The sequence below is a fragment of the Variovorax sp. V35 genome (genome assembly GCF_041154465.1).
Lineage (GTDB): Bacteria > Pseudomonadota > Gammaproteobacteria > Burkholderiales > Burkholderiaceae_C > Variovorax > Variovorax boronicumulans.
Window position 1 is genome coordinate 4,887,415 of record NZ_AP028666.1, and the last position, 18,159, is coordinate 4,905,573.

Sequence of the window (18,159 nt, forward strand, 5' to 3'; positions counted from 1 at the left end):
TTCTTGACGGGACGGAAACGTCGAATTCCAGAAGAATATTTTTGGACTCATTGCGGGCGCGCGCGTGTCGCTGCAGCCTCGGTCCGGAAAGTCCTTGCAGATCAACGGCAAGGGCGCGCTGCACCTCGGCAAAGTCACGAAAGCTTCACAGTGGCTGCGCACGACCACCATGGGAAGCCGCGACATCGAGACAGGGTCACCACCCAATCCCGGGGGATCCACCTCTAGTGTGGTGTCCCGCAAATAGCTGCGCAAAATGAAATCGATGCGTTTCGCGTCAGGGCAAGGCGCAAACCGCAGCGATACCCGTAGGTATCGCGAGGATTTGCAACGCCGCCCTGGCGTGAAAGGCGCGATTTCATGCGCAGCTATTTGCGGGACACCACACTAGCTCAGGACCAGCACGCCGGCAGGGAGCGACCGGGCGTTCAAACCGAAGGAGCGCTGCATCTGGAGCAAGGCCAGATCGAGACGGTCGAGCTTGAAGGTCGCGGTGACCGTTTTCCCCCGCAGCGAATCCACCATCAGGACCACACGCCCGGGGCGGTAGCGATTGATCTCGTCCAGCACCACCGACAAGGGAGTCTGCTTGAACACGAGCTCACCGCGCCGCCAGGCAGAAGCCACCTCGGGGTCCGCGGCGGCGATGCCGCTGATCGAGTGGTCGCGGTAGACCGCCTGCTGGCGTGCCAGCAGCACACGGTCGCCGGCCGGATGCTCGATGCGCACGTGCCCCGCCAGGCAGGTCACGCACACCCGCCCTTCCAGGCGGCTGATCTCGAAGCGCGCCGATTCGCCAATGCTGCGACCGGCGCCGGCCAAGACGCTGAAGGTGCGTGCACTGGGCAGCATCTCGATCGCCGCTTCGCCGTTCAGCAACTCCAGCCCCTCGGCCTGGTCGTCCGAGGCCACCCGGCGGATGCTGGTGCGGGTGTTCATGGTCACGTCAACCTGGTCGGACCACGCGATGGCACGCTGCTCGCCGGCGGCTGTGCGCCAGTCCGCACGCCATTCATTGGCCGCGGGCCACAACCCCAGGGGCGAATAGACCGCCACCCCTGCAACACCCGCCGCGGCGGCTGCGCCCGCCACGCCCAGGAAGGCCCGGCGGCTCGCCGCGGGCTTGCGCAGGGTCTCGCGGTGAAGGCTCGCCGCTTCGGCGTCGGTGCGCACCAGCCTGTTCAGCTCGGGTTGAAGCACGCGCCACTGCTGCCGGGCCTCGACGAACGCCGCCTGATGCAAGGGACTCGCGTCGCGCCAGCGGCGGAACGCCTGCGCCTCCCACTGCGTGGCGGCGCCCGAATGCAGCTTGCGCACCCACGCGCGCGCGTCTTCGCGCAGCGTCTCGGGAAGCGTCGGTGGTGAAGGGTGCGTCGTCATGTGGGTTTCAGGGGCCCCGTACTTGATAGACGGTTGCCGACACCGCAATCCGCAAACTATTTCTTCGTGCCGTCATGAAGACCTGCCAGGGCGCGGCTCCAGCCGCGAGAACAGAAGATCCTGCGCGGCCTTCAGTTCGTACTCGACGGTCCGCACCGGAATGCCAAGCCGCGTGGCCACGTCCCGCTGCGACCAGCCCTCCAGGCGAACCAGCAGCAGGATTTCGCGGCGGCGCGGCGGCAGGCGCGACAGCAGGCCGTCCAGCGCCTCCAGCTGCGAACGGGCCTCGGCGACCTCGGCCGGACCGGGCGCCGGGTCCGGCAGCTCGTTCATCAGCATCTCGATGTCGTCGGACAGCAAGACCTGGCTCTGTGCGCGCCGGACGTCGATGGCCAGGTTGACCGCCATGCGCAGCAGGTACGCCTGGGGTGTGGCAATGGGGCCCGCCATGGGCTGGCTGCGCTCCAGCTTCAGCCAGGTTTCGTGCAAGGCGTCTTCCGCCAGTTCGCGATTGCCCAGCCGCACGGCCAGGCGCTGCCTGAGCTGCTCGTAGCGTTGCACCAGGAAGCTGCGCAGCAGCGGGATGACGTTCTCCGTCATGCGTCAGTGCACCGTGGCACAGCGGGGCCCGGGCAACACGTCGTGCGGAAGGATGGCCAGCGTGAGCGGCAGCGCCAGGTCCGCCGGCGGGGGACGGTCCATCTTCAGAGGGGCCAATGCCGCAAGCATGGCGGCGTCCCGCGCGGGGTCTCCCGAAGACGACACCAGGCGGGCCTGGCTGAGGCGGCCCGACGCGGTCACCTGCAGTTGCAGGATCGCGCGGTAGTGGCCGGGGGCCGTGCGCAGATCGGCGCACAGCGCGTCCCAGACACGGGCCTGGACCAGGGCGTCGTACCCGCGTTGCGAGCCACCAGTCGACGCCACCCCGGGCGCCGCTGCAACGCGCTTCAATATGAAGGCACCGGAAAGCTGCGTGTCCACGTCATCCGCAGTGAAACCCGTGCCGGCCAGCAAGGCCCGCAAGGCGGCATGCGGCGCATGGCGCCCGCGCACCGGGGCCGAAGTTCGCCCCGCCACCCACTCGTCGATGAACATCACCGATCGGCCCGACACCGCGGCGTATTGCGCCAGGGCAGCCGCCAAGGGCTGCGCCGGCAGGTCGAAGTCCAGCATCTGCGATTCGGACGACGCGCGGGTGGCGGCATCTGCCGACTGCACGTCGGTGCCCGCGGCCACGGCCTTCGCTGTCGATCCCCAGGCGATGCAGACGCACACTGCCGTGCACGTCAGGCCGGAGACGAAGGCTCGCACGAACCTGTCGTCCCTGCCCCGGCCCAAGCCCCGTCCAACCACTCGCCCACGACCACCATGCGCTGAAGTCAACAAGGAAGAAGTGGATCGTGTCAGCAAGCTTGTGGGCAGTATTTCAACTCCTGCAAGCATCACATCGGCGAATGACGACCGCGTGACGACCGGCAGGGCCGGGCGCGCCGCGGCGGGGCGCGGGGCAGCGCCCTCTTGCGTGACCGGTCCTGCTAGCGCCCCGGCGTCAGCTGGATTCGCTCCACCGTTTCTTTCTCGACCGCGCCGCGGCTGTAGACCAGCGGCACGTATTTGCCTTCGAGCCACAGCGGCGCCAGGTCGCGGTAGTTCGGGCTGTCGGGGTTGCCCGACTGGCCCGGCGTGTTGATGACGCGCGAGGCGTCCCAGTTGCCCACGTCGAGCACCATGCGAAACGACGCGCCGGAGGTCAGCTTGTAGTCGTTCGCGCGGTAGGTGGCCGCCATCGGCGTGAACGACGAGCCGGACATCGGCCAGTCGCCCACCTCGAGCTTCTTGCGCGTGGCCGCATCGACCACGCCGCCCAGCGGATGCCGGAACTCGGCGCGGTGCAAGGCGCCCCACTTCCACGCCGACGTGTCGGGCCCGAGCTTGGCGGACAGCTCCTGCATCGCGGCGGGCAAGGCCGTCAGCAGCAAGGCGTCGCGCTGCGCGTTGCTGACCCAGCCGGACGGGTTCTCCAGCAGCAGCACCATGCGCGTGTTGTCGCCGGGCGCGGCCAGCGCAGCAGCGGCATCGCCCGCCCCCGCCTTGAGCACGGCCTGGCGCAGGAACTTGCTGCTCCACACCTCGTACAACGCGGCGGCCGCGCTGTCGCGGTCCATGGCGCCGTCCCAGCCTTGCAGCAGGCGCAGCGCCGCCGCGGTCTGTGCGTCGTCGCTGCGCTGGCCGGCCAGGAGCTTCAGCACGCGCTGCGCCGGCGTCGCGACGATGTCGTTCTGCATGCGCTCCGAGTCTTCGATGGTGAAGCGCGAACCCGCCGCCACCTTGGCCGCGAACAGTTCCTTGAGCCGGCGCGCGCGGGCCGCATCGCTCCACTCGTAGCCCACGCCCTTCTTCGCGGCGGGATGGTCGGGCGGGATGTTGTTCTCGTTGGCCGTGACCACATAGCCGCGCGCGGGGTTGAACTCCGAGGGCAGCTCGTCGCCGTTGCGAAAGCCCGACCATTCATAGCGGCCGTCGCCCGGCACGGGCATGAGGCCGTCCCAGTTCGGGCGGATCGGCGTGAGCCCGCCCGGAATCCAGCCGACGTTGCCGCTGCTGTCGGCATACACCTGGTTCTCGCCCGGTGCGCCCCAGCGGTTCATGGCGGCGCGGAACTGGTCCCAGTTGCGCGCGCGCATGTAGTCCATCGAACCGAAGTACGGCGCCATGCCGGGCTCCAGCCAGGCGGCGCGCAGGGCGAAGGCGCGGCGCTTGCCGGGCTCCGCGACCAGCACCGGGCCGTGGCGCGTGAAGGTGTTGACCACCTCGCGCGGCGCGGCCTCGCCCTTGACCGCGATGCGCTCGGTGACGCGCGTCATCGGCTCCCAGCGGCCCTGGTAGCGGTATTCCTCGGGGTTGCCCGGGTTCAGTTCGTACACGTACAGGTCTTCCTGGTCCATGTAGAAGCGCGTGAGGCCGAAGGCGATGGTGCCGTTGTGGCCGATCGACAGGCCCGGCAGGAAGGGCTCGCCGGCGCCGATGGCGTCCATGCCGGGCGCGCTCAGGTGCGTCATGTAGCGCAGGCTCGGCGCGCCGTGCGCGCGGTGCGGGTCGTTGGCCAGAATCGGCCGGCCCGTGGACGTGAGCTTCGGCGCGATGACCCAGTTGTTGCTGCCGTAGGCGGCCGTGGGATCACCCTGCGCCGCCTCGTCCTGCTCGGCCTTCGCGGCGATCGCCTCGGCGCTGCCGGGCAGCAGCGCGACCGGCGCGGAAGACGCGCCCGCGTTCATGCCCACGCGCGTGTTCTCCTTGGTGAAGCGCGGCGCATCGGTCGCCCGCAGGTAGGCCGCGCGCAGCTCCGCCACCGGAAGGCTGCAGGGATCGAAGCCCTCGGGCACCTTGGGCGTCACCGGCGGATCGAGTTCGCGGCGCAGCCAGTCGGCCTTGGCGCCCGGCGCGCCGGCGCAGAACGCGCGTGCGCGGTCGACCTCCGACGTGAAGTTCAGCGTGAGCCCGTGGTGCCGGATGCGCACCACGTCTTCGGGCGACCACGTGGCCGGCTGGTAGCCCAGCAGCGCGAACTCGGTCGGCAGCAGCGCGGGCTGCGCACGCACCTGCGCCACGTAGGCATTGACGCCGGCCGTGAAGGCCTCGGCCACGCGCTTGGCGTCGGAGCCGTAGGCCAGCCATTCGCGGTACATGTCGCCGCGGTAGAGCACGGCGCGCGCGGCGCGGTCGCTCTCGACCCAGGCGGGGCCGAAGTCCTTCGCCATCTCGCCCAGGCCGCGCTTGCGCCACAGGTCCATCTGCCAGAGCCGGTCGCGCGCGGCGATGAAGCCCTGCGCCACGAAGGCGTCGTAGAGCGTGCCGGCGTACAGGTGCGGCACACCCCAGCGGTCGACCAGCACTTCGGCGGGCTTCTCCAAACCAGGCACCGCGAAGGATGAGGAGGGTCGCGTGGGCGTGTTCACGCCCGGGGCATTGGACGCACACCCTGCGAGGGCGAGCACCGCCAGCGACACGGCGCCCAGGGAAAGCCGATGGTTCATTCTCTTCATGCAGTTCGTCTCCGGTCTTGTTGTGGATTGGCAGCGGGCAGTATCCCGATTTCTGTCACCCGCCGGGTTACAAGGCATGACTTGTAGACTGGCGCTATGCAGCCCACCACCCCTTCAACCTCCTCCTGCGACAGCTGGCTCGCCGGCGCGATCCGCCGCATCGAAGCCGACTACCAGCGCAGCGCCGACACGCACCTCATTCCGCTGCCGCTGCCCGCACTGGCCGCGCACGGCATCGACCTGTACCTGAAGGACGAATCGACGCACCCCACCGGCAGCCTCAAGCACCGGCTCGCGCGCTCGCTGTTCCTGTACGCGCTGTGCAACGGCTGGGTGCGCGAAGGCACGACCATCGTCGAGGCCTCGAGCGGCTCCACCGCCGTGAGCGAGGCCTACTTCGCGCGGCTGCTGGGCCTGCCCTTCATCGCCGTGATGCCGCGCAGCACCTCGCCCGAGAAGGTGGCGCAGATCGCCTTCTACGGCGCGAGCTGCCACTTCGTGGACCACGCGGCGCAGGTGTACGACGAGGCCCGCGCGCTGGCCGAGCGCACCGGCGGCCACTACATGGACCAGTTCACGTACGCCGAGCGCGCGACCGACTGGCGCGGCAACAACAACATCGCCGAGAGCATGTTCCAGCAGATGGCGCGCGAGCGGCATCCGGTGCCCGCGTGGATCGTGGTGGGCGCCGGCACCGGTGGCACCAGCGCCACCATCGGGCGCTACCTGCGCTTTCGCTGCCACGACACGCAGGTGTGCGTGGCCGACCCCGAGGGCTCGGTGTTCTCGGCCTACCACCGCAGCGGCGACGCCACGCTCACGGCGCCCGGCTCGCGCATCGAAGGCATCGGCCGCCCGCGCGTGGAGCCCAGCTTCGTGCGCACGCTGGTCGACCGCATGCTCGAAGTGCCCAACCTCGACTCGGTGGCCGCCATGCATGCGCTGTCGGCGCTGCTGGGCCGCAAGGTCGGCCCGTCGACCGGCACCAACTTCGTCGGCATGCTGGCCGTGGCGCACGAGATGCGCGCAGCCGGCCAGCAGGGCTCGATCCTGTCGCTGCTGTGCGACGCGGGCGAACGCTACCTGCCGAGCTACCACGACGCCGACTGGGTGCGCAACGCCTTCGGCGACATCGCGCCGGCGCAGCAACGCATCGACGCGCTGGTGGCGGGTTGATGGCCATGCGCCCGCCCCGTGGCCTCATCGCGCGGCGGCAGCTGTTGCTGCTGGCCGCGCTGGCCGCCTCGGGCGCGCCGCATGCCGCCTGGGCCCTGCCCGCGAAGGCGCTGCAGTTTCCACGCGACTTCGGCAGCCACCCCGAGCTGCGCACCGAGTGGTGGTACATCACCGGCCACGGCCAGACCGCCGCGGGCCGCGCGTTCGGCTTCCAGGTGACCTTCTTCCGCTCGCGCGTCGACGCCACGCAGGCCATGCGCTCGGCCTTCGCCGCCAAGCAACTCGTGTTCGCGCACGCCGCCGTCACCGACCTCGAAGGCCGCGTGCTGCGGCACGACCAGCGCATCGCACGCGCGGGCTTCGACGTGGCCTCGGCCAGCGAGGCCGACACCGACGTGCGGCTGCGCGACTGGTCGCTGGTGCGCGACGCCGGCAGCGGCGCCTACACCGCGCGCATCCCCGCCGGCGAATTCACGCTCGACCTGCGCTTCGCGCCGTCGCAACCCGTGCTGCTGCAGGGCCGCGAAGGCCTGTCGCGCAAGGGCCCCGAGCCCGAGCAGGCGAGCTACTACTACAGCGAGCCGCAGCTGCAGGCACAGGGCCGCCTCACCTTGCAAGGCCAGGCCCCGTTCGAGATCGCCGGCACCGCGTGGCTCGACCACGAGTGGAGCGAGGCGCTGATGCACCCCGAGGCCGTGGGCTGGGACTGGATCGGCATGAACCTCGACGACGGCAGCGCGCTCACCGCCTTCCACCTGCGCCGCCGCGACGGCAGCGCGCTGTGGTCGGGCGGCTCGTTCCGCCCGCGCGGCGGCGCGGCGCGCATCTTCCAGCCCGGCGAGGTGCGCTTCGAGGCGCTGCGCAGCTGGACCAGCCCGCGCACGCGCGCGAGCTACCCCACGCACTGGCGCATCGACACGCCCGCGGGCCGCTTCGAGGTGCAGGCCCTGCTCGACGACCAGGAACTGGACAGCCGGGGCTCCACGGGCGGTGTGTACTGGGAAGGCTTGAGCGAGCTGCGCGATGCGCAGCAGGGCCAGCGCGTGGGGCGCGGTTACCTCGAGATGACGGGGTACGCGGCGCCGCTGCGGCTGTGAGCCGAAGCCCGGCGCGAGGGGCTACTTCACGCCCTGGCTCAGCGCCTGCGCCGTGTTGCGCGACAGCGCGCGGACGTGGTCGTCGATCGCCGAAGCGACCGGCGCGAACTCGGCAGTGCTCAACCGCTTGAGGTCGCGCGGTTCCGGGAAATCCTTGAGTTGCCGCACCCGTTGCCGCTGCTGGGCGAGCATCGGCTCGTAGGCCGCGAGGTTCAGCGGCGGGTCCATGACGAAGACCTTGGCTTCGATCGCGGGCACCGCGAAGTAGCGCGTCGACCCCAGCATGCTGCGCGTGAAGAGGCCCGAGTTCTGCATGAAGCTCTCGCCGCAGGGCCCACCGGTGCACTCCATGCGCGCCTGCGTTTTCGTCGCCTCGACGAGGACCACGGCGGAGATCTGATCGTCCTTCAGCTTTCGTGCAGCCCACGCCTGCGCGGGATTCGCGATCCAGCGACCGTCCTTGAAGACGGCCAGCGCGTTGACGGAGGTCGTGGCAAAGCTCGTCAGGCGCACCACCTGGAAGCCGGCCTTTTCGAGCTCCGACGTGAAGGCCTCGTAGACCTTGGCCGTGGGGTTCCAGGGAAACGGGTACGTGGTCGAGAAGTTGTTGAAGACGGTCGTGCCCACGTGCATGTGTTCCGCGGATGCGGTGGGGATGCGCACCAGCAGGCCGACCTTTGCGCCCTTCGCGAGCTGGCCGCCGTTCGGCGGCAGCGGCGGTGGGGTCATGCACCCTGTCAGCGCGAGCGCCACGAAAAGTGCGAGCAGCCAACTGCGCATGGGGGTCTCCTCCATCTTCTTGTCGGTGTGGGCCTGTGCGGCCGGGTGCGGATGATTGTGCCGAGCGCTGCATGCGGCGTCGCCACGGGAACCGGTGGTTTTGGATAGAGTCGGCCTCACGCCATGCCGAGCAGCCCACCGCCCACGAACCCCACACGCCGCCAGAAGCTGCGCACGGCATTCATCGCGGTCGCCGTGTTCGCGGCGATCGCCCTCGCGGGAGTGCTGTTGGGCTCCGGCCGCAGCGGCAATTCGACAGGCCTCGCAGGCCGCGAAATCTGCCGGGCAACCTGCATCGCACGCGGCTGGAAAGACGGCACGATGCAACCCCCATCGCACGCGACGACCGGCTCGACGCAAGGCCCGAACGCGTGTCAATGCCGATGAGGGCCGCGGCTCACGCCGAGACCGTCACCCCATTGCGCGCCAGCACCGCCAGCAGCTTCGGAATGTCGGGCGCCGGCCCGACCGGAATCTCGCGGTCGATGGCGGTGAACATCTGGGCGGCCATCGCGTCCTGCCCCGTGATCTCGAGCATCTGCCCGCCGCCCTTGCCGTAGTGAAAGCCGTGCACCGTGCCGCGCGGCACGTGCACCAGCGTGCCGGGCTGGCACCGATGGGCCTGGCCATCGCACAGGAATTCGACCTCGCCGCCGAGCACATAGAACGACTCGTCCCAGTCGTGGCTGTGCGGTGGTGGGCCCGTGCCTTCGTCGCCGCGCTGGAAGGTGACGCCGTAGCTTTGCGTCGAGGCATTCGACGCCAGCACCGTCACCTGCGTGCCGAGCACGTTGAGCGGCGTTTCGCGCCGCTCGGGTGTGAGGACAAAGTACGGAAGAAGGGCCATGGCCGGCTCCTCGAAGTGGGAGCCGGATTCTGCGCCCCGGGCACGGGGGGCACAAGCGGTGGCGCTGCAGGGAGGGTAACCACCCCGCCGCCGCGCCACCTGCATCGCTACTTCGCGCGGCGGCGCTCGATGAAGGCGATGATCTCGCCCATGATGCCCTTGCGGAAGGCCAGCACGCAGATCACGAAGATCAGGCCCGTGACCATGGTGACCGACTCGCCCAGCGTGTTGAACCAGTCGACGGTCGTGATGCGTGCCAGGAAGTTGCCGAGTTCGCCGATCTTGTTCTCGAGCAGCACGACCACCGCCGAGCCCACGATGGGACCCGACAGCGTGCCCAGGCCGCCCACCAGCGTCATCAGGATGACCTGGCCCGAGGCGGTCCAGTGCACGTCGGACAGCGTGGCAAAGCCCAGCACCAGCGTCTTGAGCGAACCGGCCAGGCCCGACAGCGCGGCCGAGATCACGAAGGCCAGCAGCTTGAAGCGGCTCACGTCGTAGCCCAGCGAGAGCGCGCGCGGCTCGTTTTCCTTGATGCCCTTGAGCACCTGCCCGAACGGCGAATGGATGGTGCGCACGATCAGCAGGAAGGCCGCGACCACGATCACCAGCGCCACGTAGTACATGGTGAGGTCGTTCGACAGGTCGACGATGCCGAAGAGCTTGCCGCGCGGCACGCCCTGCAGGCCGTCTTCGCCGCCCGTGAACTTGGCCTGCAGCGCGACGAAGAACATCATCTGCGCGAGCGCCAGCGTGATCATCGCGAAGTAGATGCCCTGGCGGCGGATGGCCAGCACGCCGAACAGCCAGCCCAGCAAGGCGCCGGTGAGCGTGCCCGCGATCAGGCCCAGCTCGGGCGTGAGGCCCCAGACCTTGATCGCATGGCCCGCCACGTACGCGGAGCCGCCCAGGAAGGCCGCGTGGCCGAAGGACAGCAGCCCGGTGTAGCCCAACAGCAGGTTGAAGGCCGCGGCGAACAGCGCGAAGCACATGAGCTTCATCACGAACACCGGGTAGGCGCCGAAGAACGGTGCGAGCACCAGGGCGACCAGCAGCAGCGCGTAGACGACGGTGGAGATTTTTTTCATGTTCATGCCGCTCGCCTTATTTCTCTTTGCCGAACAGGCCGGCGGGGCGGATGAGCAGCACGATGACCATGATCACGAACACAACCGTCGAAGAAGCCTCGGGATAGAAAACCTTGGTGAGCCCTTCGATGACGCCCAGGCCCAGGCCCGTGAGGATGGCGCCCATGATGGAGCCCATGCCGCCGATCACGACCACCGCGAACACCACGATGATGAGGTTCTGCCCCATCAGCGGCGACACCTGCATCACCGGCGCGGCCAGCACGCCGGCGAAGGCGGCGAGCGCACAGCCGAAGGCGTAGGTCAGCGTGATCATCAGCGGCACGTTGACGCCGAAGGCTTCCACCAGGCGCGGGTTCTCGGTGCCGGCGCGCAGGTAGGCGCCCAGGCGCGTCTTCTCGATCACGTACCAGGTCGCAAAGCAGATCACCAGCGACGCCACGACCACCCAGGCACGGTAGTTGGGCAGCACCATGAAGCCCAGGTCGGTGGCGCTGGACAGCAGCTCGGGCGCGTCGTAGGGCAGCCCCGACACGCCGTAGACCGAGCGGAACACACCTTCGATCAGCAACGTGAGGCCCAGCGTGAGCAGCAGGCCGTAGAGGTGGTCGAGCTTGTAGATCCAGCGCAGCAGCAATCGTTCGATGACCACGCCGAACAGGCCGATGAGGACCGGCGCGGCGATCAGCATCACCCAGTAGTTGACGCCCAGGTACTCCATCGCCATCCAGGTGAGGACGGCCCCGAGCATGAACAGCGCGCCGTGCGCGAAGTTGATGACGTTGAGCAAACCGAAGATCACCGCCAGCCCGAGGCTCAGGATGGCGTAGAACGAGCCGTTGACCAGCCCCAGAAGGAGCTGGCTCAACAAGGCGGGAAGGGAAATATTCATAGACGTTTCAGAAAACCGACGGGCTCTTTCTGTGCGTGGGGGCCGCCGCGCACGGCCGCCCGAAGCGGCCGGCCCGCCCCCCTTGCAAAGGGGGGTTGGCGAAGCGACACGAAGTGCGCGAAGCCTGGGGGGTTACTTCCACAATGCGCAGCGGCTTTCGGCCTTGGTCGTGAAGACTTCTTCGCCCTTCAACTTCTGGACCACCTTGTAGTAATCCCACGGCTGCTTGGATTCGGCCGGCGACTTGACCTGCACCAGGTACATGTCGTGCACGAAGCGGCCGTCGGCGCGGATGCTGCCCTTGGCGTAGAAGTCGTCGATGGGCGTGGACTTGAGCGTGGCCATGACCTTGTCGGCATCGACCGTCTTGGCGGCCTGCACGGCCTTCAGGTAGGTCATGGTGGCCGAGTAGTCGGCGGCCTGGATGTCGGTGGGCATGCGCTTGGTCTTCTCGAAGAAGCGCTTGCCGAAGGCGCGCGTCTTGTCGTCCAGGTTCCAGTCCCAGCTGGTGGTGAGCAGCAGGCCTTCGGTGTTCTTCAGGCCCAGGCTGTGCACGTCGGTCACGAACACCAGCAGGCCCACCATCTTCATGCTCTTGGTGATGCCGAACTCTTTCGCGGCCTTGATGCTGTTGATGGTGTCGCCGCCGGCATTGGCCAGCGCCAGCACCTGCGCCTTGGAGTTCTGCGCCTGCAGCAGGAAGGACGAGAAGTCGGAGGTGTTGAGCGGCGCCTTCACCGAGCCCAGCACGGTGCCGCCCTTTTCCTTCACGACCTTGGTCGCGTCGGCTTCGAGGGCCTGGCCGAAGGCGTAGTCGGCGGTCAGGAAGTACCAGCTCTTGTCGCCACGGCCGATCACGGCCGCGCCGGTGCCCTTGGCGAGCGCGACGGTGTCGTAGGCGTAGTGCACGGTGTAGGGCGAGCACTGTTCGTTGGTGAGCGCCGAGCTGCCGGCGCCGTTCACGACGAAGACGCGCTTCTTCTCCTGCGCCACCTTGGCCATGGCCAGGGCCGTGCCGGAGCTGGTGCCGCCGAACAGCATGGTCAGGCCCTGCGTGTCGATCCACTCGCGCGCCTTGGAGGCGGCGATGTCGGCCTTGTTCTGGTGGTCGGCCGTGAGCAGCTCGATGGGCATGCCGTTGACCTTGCCGCCGAAGTCGTCGATGGCCATCTGGATCGCCAGCGCGCCGTTCTTGCCTTCGACGTCGGCGTACAGGCTCGACATGTCGGTGACGAAGCCGATCTTGACCTTGTCCTGTGCCTGGGCGGCACCGGCGGCCAGCGCAGCGGCGGCGAAAACGGCGGAGAGAGCGAATGTGGTGGTCTTCATGGATGTTGTTCCTGTGGGGTGTTCGGTGGTGTCACTTCCAGAGCGTGCACTTGGACTCGGCCTTGGTGGTGAACACCGTGTCGCCGGGCAGCTTCTTCACGAGCTTGTAGTAGTCCCACGGCGTCTTCGATTCGGCGGGCGACTTGACCTGCATCAGGTACATGTCGTGCACGTAGCGGCCGTCGGGGCGGATCTGGCCGGTGCCGAAGAAGTCGTTGAGCTTCATCTTCTTGAGCTCGGCCATGACCTTGTCGGCATCGTCGGTCTTGGCGGCGTCCACGGCCTTGAGGTAGGTCATGGTGGCCGAGTAGTCGGCGGCCTGGATCTCGGTGGGCATGCGCTTGGTCTTGTCGAAGAAGCGCTTGGCGAACTTGCGGGTCTCGTCGTTCAGATCCCAGTACCAGCTGGTGGTGAACTGCAGGCCCTCGGTGTTCTTCAGGCCCAGGCTGTGCACGTCGCTCAGGAAGATCAGCAGGCCGGCCAGCTTCATCGACTTGCCGATGCCGAACTCCTTGGCGGCCTTGATGCTGTTGACGGTGTCGCCGCCCGCGTTGGCCAGGCCCAGGATCTGCGCCTTGGAGTTCTGCGCCTGCAGCAGGAACGACGAGAAGTCGGAGGCGTTGAGCGGATGGCGCACCGCGCCGACGATCGTGCCGCCCTTGGCCTTCACGACCGTGGAGGTGTCGGCTTCGAGCGCGTGGCCGAAGGCGTAGTCGGCCGTCAGGAAGAACCAGGTCTTGCCGCCGCCGTCGACCACCGCGGCGCCGGTGCCCTTGGCCAGCGCGACGGTGTCGTAGGCGTAGTGCACGGTGTAGGGCGAGCACTGTTCGTTGGTGAGCGCCGAGGAGGCCGCGCCGTTGTTGAAGTACACGCGCTTCTTCTCGGCCGCGACCTTGGCCAGCGCCAGGCCCACGCCCGAGTTGGTGCCGCCGAAGACCATGCTCAGGCCTTGCGTGTCGATCCACTCGCGCGCCTTCGAGGCGGCGATGTCGGGCTTGTTCTGGTGGTCGACGGTGAGCAGCTCGACCGGCTTGCCGGCCGCCTTGCCACCGAAGTCGTCGATGGCCATCTGGATCGCCAGCGCGCCGTTCTTGCCTTCGAGGTCGGCGTACAGGCTGGACATGTCGGTGATGAAGCCGATCTTGACCTTGTCCTGGCCTTGCGCCTGGGCGGACGCTGCGAGCGCCAGTGCGCTGAAAGCCAGGGCGAAAGCGGTGAGCCGATTTTTCATGGATGTCTCCAGCAGTAGCAAGAAGGGGTGAAAGAACTCAGACGCCGAGCAACTCGGTCAGCACGGGCATCTTGGCTTCGAGCTCGGCGGCGCCGAACTTCTCGACGATGCGGCCGTGCTCCATCACGTAGAAACGGTCGGCCAGCGGCGCCGCGAAGCGGAAGTTCTGCTCGACCATGACGATGGTGTAGCCCTTGGCGCGCAGCGTGGTGATCATGCGGGCCAGCGCCTGCACGATGACGGGCGCCAGGCCTTCGGAGATTTCGTCGAGCAGCAGCAGCTTGGCGCCGGTGCGCAGGATGCGCGCCACGGCCAGCATCTGCTGCTCGCCGCCCGACAGGCGCGTGCCCTGGCTGTGGCGGCGCTCGGCCAGGTTGGGGAACATGGCGTAGATCTCGTCGACCGACATGCCCTGCCCCGCGCCCTTGAGTTCGGGCGGCAGCATCAGGTTTTCTTCGCACGAGAGGCTGGCGAAGATGCCGCGCTCTTCGGGGCAGTAGCCGATGCCCAGGTGGGCGATGCGGTGCGTCGCCATCGAGACGGTCTCGACGCCGTTGACCTTGATGCTGCCCTTGCGGGCGCCGGTGAGCCCCATCACGGCGCGCATCGTCGTCGTGCGGCCCGCACCATTGCGGCCCAGCAGCGTGACGACCTCGCCCGGCTGCACGACCATGTCGACGCCGTGCAGCACGTGCGATTCGCCGTACCAGGCCTGCAGGCCCTTGATTTCGAGTGCAGCGGTCATCTCAGTGAGCCCCCTGCATTTCGCCGTCGGTGGTGCCCATGTAGGCCTCCATCACCTGCGGGTTCTTCGAGACTTCGGCGTAGGGGCCTTCGGCCAGCACGGCGCCGCGCTGCAGCACCGTGATGGTGTCGGCGATGGTCGAGACCACGCTCATGTTGTGTTCGACCATCAGGATGGTGCGTCCGGCCGACACGCGCTTGATGAGTTCGGCCACGCGGTGCACGTCTTCGTGGCCCATGCCCTGCGTGGGTTCGTCCAGCAGCATCAGCTCGGGCTCCATGGCCAGCGTGGTGGCGATCTCGAGCGCGCGCTTGCGGCCGTAGGGCAGGTTCACGGTCTGTTCGTCGGCCAGGTCTTCGAGGCCCACCTCGGCGAGCAGTTCGCGGGCGCGCGCATCGAGCGGCTTGAGCGACTTCTCGCTCTTCCAGAAGTGGTACGAGGTGCCGAGCTTGCGCTGCAGGCCCAGGCGCACGTTCTCGAGCAATGTGAGGTGCGGGAACACGGCGGAGATCTGGAACGAGCGGATCACGCCGCGCCGCGCGATCTGCGCCGGGCGTTCGCCCGTGATGTCGTGGCCGTTGAACAGGATCGTGCCGGCCGTGGGCTCGAGGAATTTGGTGAGCAGGTTGAAGCAGGTCGTCTTGCCGGCACCGTTGGGGCCGATGAGCGCGTGGATCGAACCGCGCTTCACCGAGAGGTCGACCTTGCTGACCGCGGTGAATCCCTTGAATTCCTTGGTGAGCTGGCGTGTTTCAAGAATGACGTCGCTCATCTCGCGGCGTCGTCCGTGTGCGGAAAAAAGAAATCGGTCATGCGGTCCATCTCAATGCGCCACCATCGAGCGCGGACCGATTGTTGGTGGCTGCTATGCAATTGCATACTGGGGCAAATGCCTATGCTGCACTGCAACCATTCACAGAGTGCGCACCCTCTGCGCGAGCGACTGTCGTCCCGACGACATTGCGCACCGCAGCACGCACAGGTGCGAACGCGCGATGCATGCACGCGCAAGGTCATGAGGATGTCGAGCACGCATGCACGCTTCGTGAAAAACTGGCGTGCCCGCTGCGCTGCCGCGATGCGCTTTCACCCGGATTGAATCCATCACCGCCATGCCGAACTTCCGCTCACCCGAATTCCTTGCCGACCACGTCGCCCACACGCTGGCGTTCTACGCGCCGCGCAGCCGCGATGCCTCGGGCGGCTTCTTCCATTTCTTCAAGGACGACGGCACCGTGTACGACCGCCGCACGCGCCACCTCGTGAGCAGCACGCGCTTCGTGTTCAACCACGCGATGGCGTGGCGCCGCTTCGGGCGGCCCGACGACCTTGCGGCGGTGCGCCACGGCCTGGCGTTCTTGCAGGCCGCGCATGCGCAGCCGAATGGTGGCTATGCATGGCAGATCGACTGGGATGGCCATCAAGCCACCGTGCAGGACGGCACGCAGCACTGCTACGGCCTGGCCTTCGTGCTGCTGGCGCACGCGCATGCGCTGATGGCCGGCGTCGAGGAAGCACGCACCGGCCTCGCGCACACCCGCGACCTGATGGAACGGCATTTCTGGGAGCCGCAGCACCAGCTGTACGCCGACGAGGCGACACCAAGCTGGCAGGTCGGCCCCTACCGCGGCCAGAACGCCAACATGCACGCCTGCGAGGCGATGCTCGCGGCCTACGACGCCACGCGCGAGCCCTTCTACCTTCAGCGCGCACGCACGCTGGCCGAAAGCATCACGGGCCGGCAGGCTGCGCTCGCCGACGGGCTGGTGTGGGAGCACTACCGCGAGGACTGGTCGGTCGACTGGGCCTACAACCGCGGCGACAAGACCAACATCTTCCGGCCCTGGGGCTTCCAGACCGGCCACCTCACCGAGTGGGCCAAGCTACTGCTGCAGCTCGAGGGCCACCTGGGCCCTGGTGCGCCCGGCACCGAATGGCTCGTGCCGCGCGCACGCCACTTCTTCGACACCGCGATGCAGCGCGGCTGGGACGCCGCGCACGGCGGGCTGGTCTACGGCTTCGGGCCCGACGGCGCGGTGTGCGACGGCGACAAGTACTTCTGGGTGCAGGCCGAAAGCTTCGCCGCCGCCGCCCTGCTCGCGGTGCGTACGGGCGACGCCGGCTACTGGGACTGGTACGACCGGATCTGGGCCTACAGCTGGGACCACTTCGTCGACCACGCGCACGGGGCGTGGTACCGCATCCTCACGCCGCAGAACGCGAAGATCAGCGACGAGAAGAGCCCGGCCGGCAAGACCGATTACCACACGATGGGTGCGTGCCATGACGTGTTGAAGGCGCTGGGCCACGGCGTGAAGTAGCCGCGTCACCCTTCACGATCCGCACAAATCTTGTGCGGCCACGCATCTACCCCGCAGCGCACGGGCTGCCTACGCTTCAGGCCTTCTTTCACTCACGCAGAGAACGCATGAAGCACCCCAGCATTCGCAGCCTCACCGGCGCCGTGCCCACGAGCCGTCTCGATCCCGCCGCCACGGCGCTGATCGCGATCGATTTCCAGAACGAATATTTCGACGGGCGCATGCCCATCCCTGATGGACTGGCCGCCTTGCGCCAGGCGCGGCGCCTGATCGATGCCGCCGACCGGCATGCGATGCCGGTGTTCCATGTGCAGCACGTGGCACCCGCCGACAGCCCGATCTTCGCGGACGGCAGCCACGCCTTCGGCATCCACGATGAACTGAGTCCGGCGTCTCAGCATGCCGTGCTGCGCAAGGCCACGCCGAGCGCTTTTGCTGGCACCACGCTCGAGGCCGAGCTGCAGGCGCGCGGCATCACGACGCTGATCCTCACGGGCCTCATGACGCACATGTGCGTGTCGGCCACGGCCTTCGACGCCGCACCGCGCGGCTACCAGAGCCTCATCGTGGGCGATGCCTGCGCGACGCGCGACCTCGACCTGGAAGAAGGCGGCGTGCTGGGCCACCGCGAGCTGCATCGTGCGGCGCTGCGCGGCGTGTCGGATGTGGTGGCCGAGGTGCGCTCGACCGACGAGGTGCTGCGGCTGCTGGAGGCGGACGCCTGACGCCCTGCCCTTCGCATGCCCCCACGACTCCACCCTCTTCGATCCATGACCATGAAGTTCTCTTCTGCCTTGCTCCTCGCCCTGTCCTGCACCCTGTGCGCGCCGGGCCTCGCAACCGCCGCCACGCCGGCACCCCGCACACCGATCTCGGCGCCGGCCGACACATTGCAATGGCAAGCCCTCGCGGGCGGTATCCGCTACGCCAACGTGCGCGGCAACCTGACGGGCAATGGCCCCTACGAAGCCTTCGTCGAATTCCCGGCCGGCTTCGACAACCCGCACCATCGCCACACGCAGGCGCTCCCGTCCGTCGTGCTCTCCGGTGTGTTCTATGCGATCTTCGATGATGGCAAGAAGGTGCTGTACCCGGCCGGCTCGTACTACCTGCTGCCGGCGCGGCTTCCGCACCGCAGCGGCTGCGAGCCGGGCGCGAACTGTCTGCTGTTCCAGTACCAGAGCGATCGCTTCGACCTGGTGTCCACCGCAGCGAAGTAAGGCGCTGACG

The 18,159-nt window shown here is 68.1% G+C and carries 17 protein-coding genes; 5 read left to right on the top strand and 12 right to left on the bottom strand.

The annotated features are described in order from the left end of the window. Positions 1-387 precede the first annotated feature (387 nt). The 4 genes from ACAM42_RS22455 to ACAM42_RS22470 all read right to left on the bottom strand — a co-directional run bounded on the left by ACAM42_RS22455 (position 388) and on the right by ACAM42_RS22470 (position 5,423). Positions 388-1,380 (bottom strand): FecR domain-containing protein, encoded by a 993-nt coding sequence (locus ACAM42_RS22455; RefSeq protein WP_369629467.1) that lies wholly within the window; start codon positions 1,378-1,380, stop codon positions 388-390. Between the two features lie 72 nt (positions 1,381-1,452). Further along, on the bottom strand, positions 1,453-1,980 hold the full coding sequence (locus ACAM42_RS22460; protein WP_095949059.1) for an RNA polymerase sigma factor: 528 nt from the start codon (positions 1,978-1,980) through the stop codon (positions 1,453-1,455). Between the two features lie 3 nt (positions 1,981-1,983). Beyond that, entirely contained in the window at positions 1,984-2,691 is a 708-nt protein-coding gene (locus ACAM42_RS22465; RefSeq protein ID WP_369629468.1) for an STN domain-containing protein, read from the bottom strand. 224 nt (positions 2,692-2,915) lie between these two features. After that, a complete protein-coding gene (locus ACAM42_RS22470; RefSeq protein ID WP_369629469.1) occupies positions 2,916-5,423 on the bottom strand; it encodes a penicillin acylase family protein in 2,508 nt (835 codons plus the stop codon). Between the two features lie 96 nt (positions 5,424-5,519). Here ACAM42_RS22470 and ACAM42_RS22475 point away from each other — a divergent pair, with 96 nt between their 5' ends. Together ACAM42_RS22475 and ACAM42_RS22480 are read left to right on the top strand one after the other, a co-directional pair. Next, positions 5,520-6,599: a PLP-dependent cysteine synthase family protein gene (locus tag ACAM42_RS22475; protein WP_070063094.1), complete on the top strand. Its 1,080-nt coding sequence runs from the start codon at positions 5,520-5,522 to the stop codon at positions 6,597-6,599. A gap of 5 nt (positions 6,600-6,604) precedes the next feature. Continuing rightward, the gene (locus ACAM42_RS22480) at positions 6,605-7,696 is read left to right on the top strand and encodes a lipocalin-like domain-containing protein (protein WP_369629470.1); all 1,092 of its coding nucleotides are present in this window, start codon (positions 6,605-6,607) and stop codon (positions 7,694-7,696) included. Between the two features lie 21 nt (positions 7,697-7,717). Here ACAM42_RS22480 and ACAM42_RS22485 read toward each other — a convergent pair whose 3' ends face one another. The 8 genes from ACAM42_RS22485 to ACAM42_RS22520 form a co-directional block, all read right to left on the bottom strand. Further along, positions 7,718-8,476: a hypothetical protein gene (locus tag ACAM42_RS22485; protein WP_369629471.1), complete on the bottom strand. Its 759-nt coding sequence runs from the start codon at positions 8,474-8,476 to the stop codon at positions 7,718-7,720. A gap of 397 nt (positions 8,477-8,873) precedes the next feature. Further along, a complete protein-coding gene (locus ACAM42_RS22490) occupies positions 8,874-9,323 on the bottom strand; it encodes a cupin domain-containing protein (protein WP_062474067.1) in 450 nt (149 codons plus the stop codon). Between the two features lie 107 nt (positions 9,324-9,430). Continuing rightward, positions 9,431-10,417, bottom strand: a complete 987-nt coding sequence (locus tag ACAM42_RS22495; protein WP_174254353.1) for a branched-chain amino acid ABC transporter permease — start codon at positions 10,415-10,417, stop codon at positions 9,431-9,433. Between the two features lie 10 nt (positions 10,418-10,427). Further along, entirely contained in the window at positions 10,428-11,303 is an 876-nt protein-coding gene (locus ACAM42_RS22500) for a branched-chain amino acid ABC transporter permease (RefSeq protein ID WP_062474069.1), read from the bottom strand. Positions 11,304-11,435: 132 nt separating this feature from the next. Beyond that, positions 11,436-12,632, bottom strand: a complete 1,197-nt coding sequence (locus ACAM42_RS22505; RefSeq protein WP_062474071.1) for an ABC transporter substrate-binding protein — start codon at positions 12,630-12,632, stop codon at positions 11,436-11,438. A gap of 31 nt (positions 12,633-12,663) precedes the next feature. Further along, the gene (locus ACAM42_RS22510; protein ID WP_307693421.1) at positions 12,664-13,863 is read right to left on the bottom strand and encodes an ABC transporter substrate-binding protein; all 1,200 of its coding nucleotides are present in this window, start codon (positions 13,861-13,863) and stop codon (positions 12,664-12,666) included. Positions 13,864-13,900: 37 nt separating this feature from the next. Further along, positions 13,901-14,608, bottom strand: a complete 708-nt coding sequence (locus tag ACAM42_RS22515) for an ABC transporter ATP-binding protein (protein WP_062474075.1) — start codon at positions 14,606-14,608, stop codon at positions 13,901-13,903. Position 14,609: 1 nt separating this feature from the next. Beyond that, entirely contained in the window at positions 14,610-15,380 is a 771-nt protein-coding gene (locus ACAM42_RS22520; protein ID WP_307693422.1) for an ABC transporter ATP-binding protein, read from the bottom strand. A 340-nt stretch (positions 15,381-15,720) separates the two neighbouring features. On the opposite strand from ACAM42_RS22520, the gene ACAM42_RS22525 reads away from it, so the two are divergent. The 3 genes from ACAM42_RS22525 (at position 15,721) to ACAM42_RS22535 (ending at position 18,149) form a co-directional block, all read left to right on the top strand. Beyond that, positions 15,721-16,929: an AGE family epimerase/isomerase gene (locus ACAM42_RS22525; RefSeq protein WP_369629472.1), complete on the top strand. Its 1,209-nt coding sequence runs from the start codon at positions 15,721-15,723 to the stop codon at positions 16,927-16,929. Between the two features lie 107 nt (positions 16,930-17,036). Next, positions 17,037-17,654 carry a cysteine hydrolase family protein gene (locus ACAM42_RS22530; RefSeq protein WP_369629473.1) on the top strand — a complete coding sequence of 206 codons (618 nt, stop codon included), beginning with the start codon at positions 17,037-17,039 and terminating at the stop codon, positions 17,652-17,654. 51 nt (positions 17,655-17,705) lie between these two features. Next, positions 17,706-18,149, top strand: coding sequence for a cupin domain-containing protein (locus ACAM42_RS22535; RefSeq protein ID WP_369629474.1), 444 nt, complete (start codon positions 17,706-17,708; stop codon positions 18,147-18,149). Positions 18,150-18,159: the final 10 nt, after the last annotated feature.

Coding starts and splice junctions, on each gene's coding strand:
- ACAM42_RS22455 (WP_369629467.1), bottom strand. CDS start 1,380: ATGACGACGCACCCTTCACCACCGACGCTTCCCGAGACGCTGCGCGAA.
- ACAM42_RS22460 (WP_095949059.1), bottom strand. CDS start 1,980: ATGACGGAGAACGTCATCCCGCTGCTGCGCAGCTTCCTGGTGCAACGC.
- ACAM42_RS22470 (WP_369629469.1), bottom strand. CDS start 5,423: ATGAAGAGAATGAACCATCGGCTTTCCCTGGGCGCCGTGTCGCTGGCG.
- ACAM42_RS22475 (WP_070063094.1), top strand. CDS start 5,520: ATGCAGCCCACCACCCCTTCAACCTCCTCCTGCGACAGCTGGCTCGCC.
- ACAM42_RS22480 (WP_369629470.1), top strand. CDS start 6,605: ATGCGCCCGCCCCGTGGCCTCATCGCGCGGCGGCAGCTGTTGCTGCTG.
- ACAM42_RS22485 (WP_369629471.1), bottom strand. CDS start 8,476: ATGCGCAGTTGGCTGCTCGCACTTTTCGTGGCGCTCGCGCTGACAGGG.
- ACAM42_RS22490 (WP_062474067.1), bottom strand. CDS start 9,323: ATGGCCCTTCTTCCGTACTTTGTCCTCACACCCGAGCGGCGCGAAACG.
- ACAM42_RS22495 (WP_174254353.1), bottom strand. CDS start 10,417: ATGAACATGAAAAAAATCTCCACCGTCGTCTACGCGCTGCTGCTGGTC.
- ACAM42_RS22500 (WP_062474069.1), bottom strand. CDS start 11,303: ATGAATATTTCCCTTCCCGCCTTGTTGAGCCAGCTCCTTCTGGGGCTG.
- ACAM42_RS22505 (WP_062474071.1), bottom strand. CDS start 12,632: ATGAAGACCACCACATTCGCTCTCTCCGCCGTTTTCGCCGCCGCTGCG.
- ACAM42_RS22510 (WP_307693421.1), bottom strand. CDS start 13,863: ATGAAAAATCGGCTCACCGCTTTCGCCCTGGCTTTCAGCGCACTGGCG.
- ACAM42_RS22515 (WP_062474075.1), bottom strand. CDS start 14,608: ATGACCGCTGCACTCGAAATCAAGGGCCTGCAGGCCTGGTACGGCGAA.
- ACAM42_RS22520 (WP_307693422.1), bottom strand. CDS start 15,380: ATGAGCGACGTCATTCTTGAAACACGCCAGCTCACCAAGGAATTCAAG.
- ACAM42_RS22525 (WP_369629472.1), top strand. CDS start 15,721: ATGCCGAACTTCCGCTCACCCGAATTCCTTGCCGACCACGTCGCCCAC.
- ACAM42_RS22530 (WP_369629473.1), top strand. CDS start 17,037: ATGAAGCACCCCAGCATTCGCAGCCTCACCGGCGCCGTGCCCACGAGC.
- ACAM42_RS22535 (WP_369629474.1), top strand. CDS start 17,706: ATGAAGTTCTCTTCTGCCTTGCTCCTCGCCCTGTCCTGCACCCTGTGC.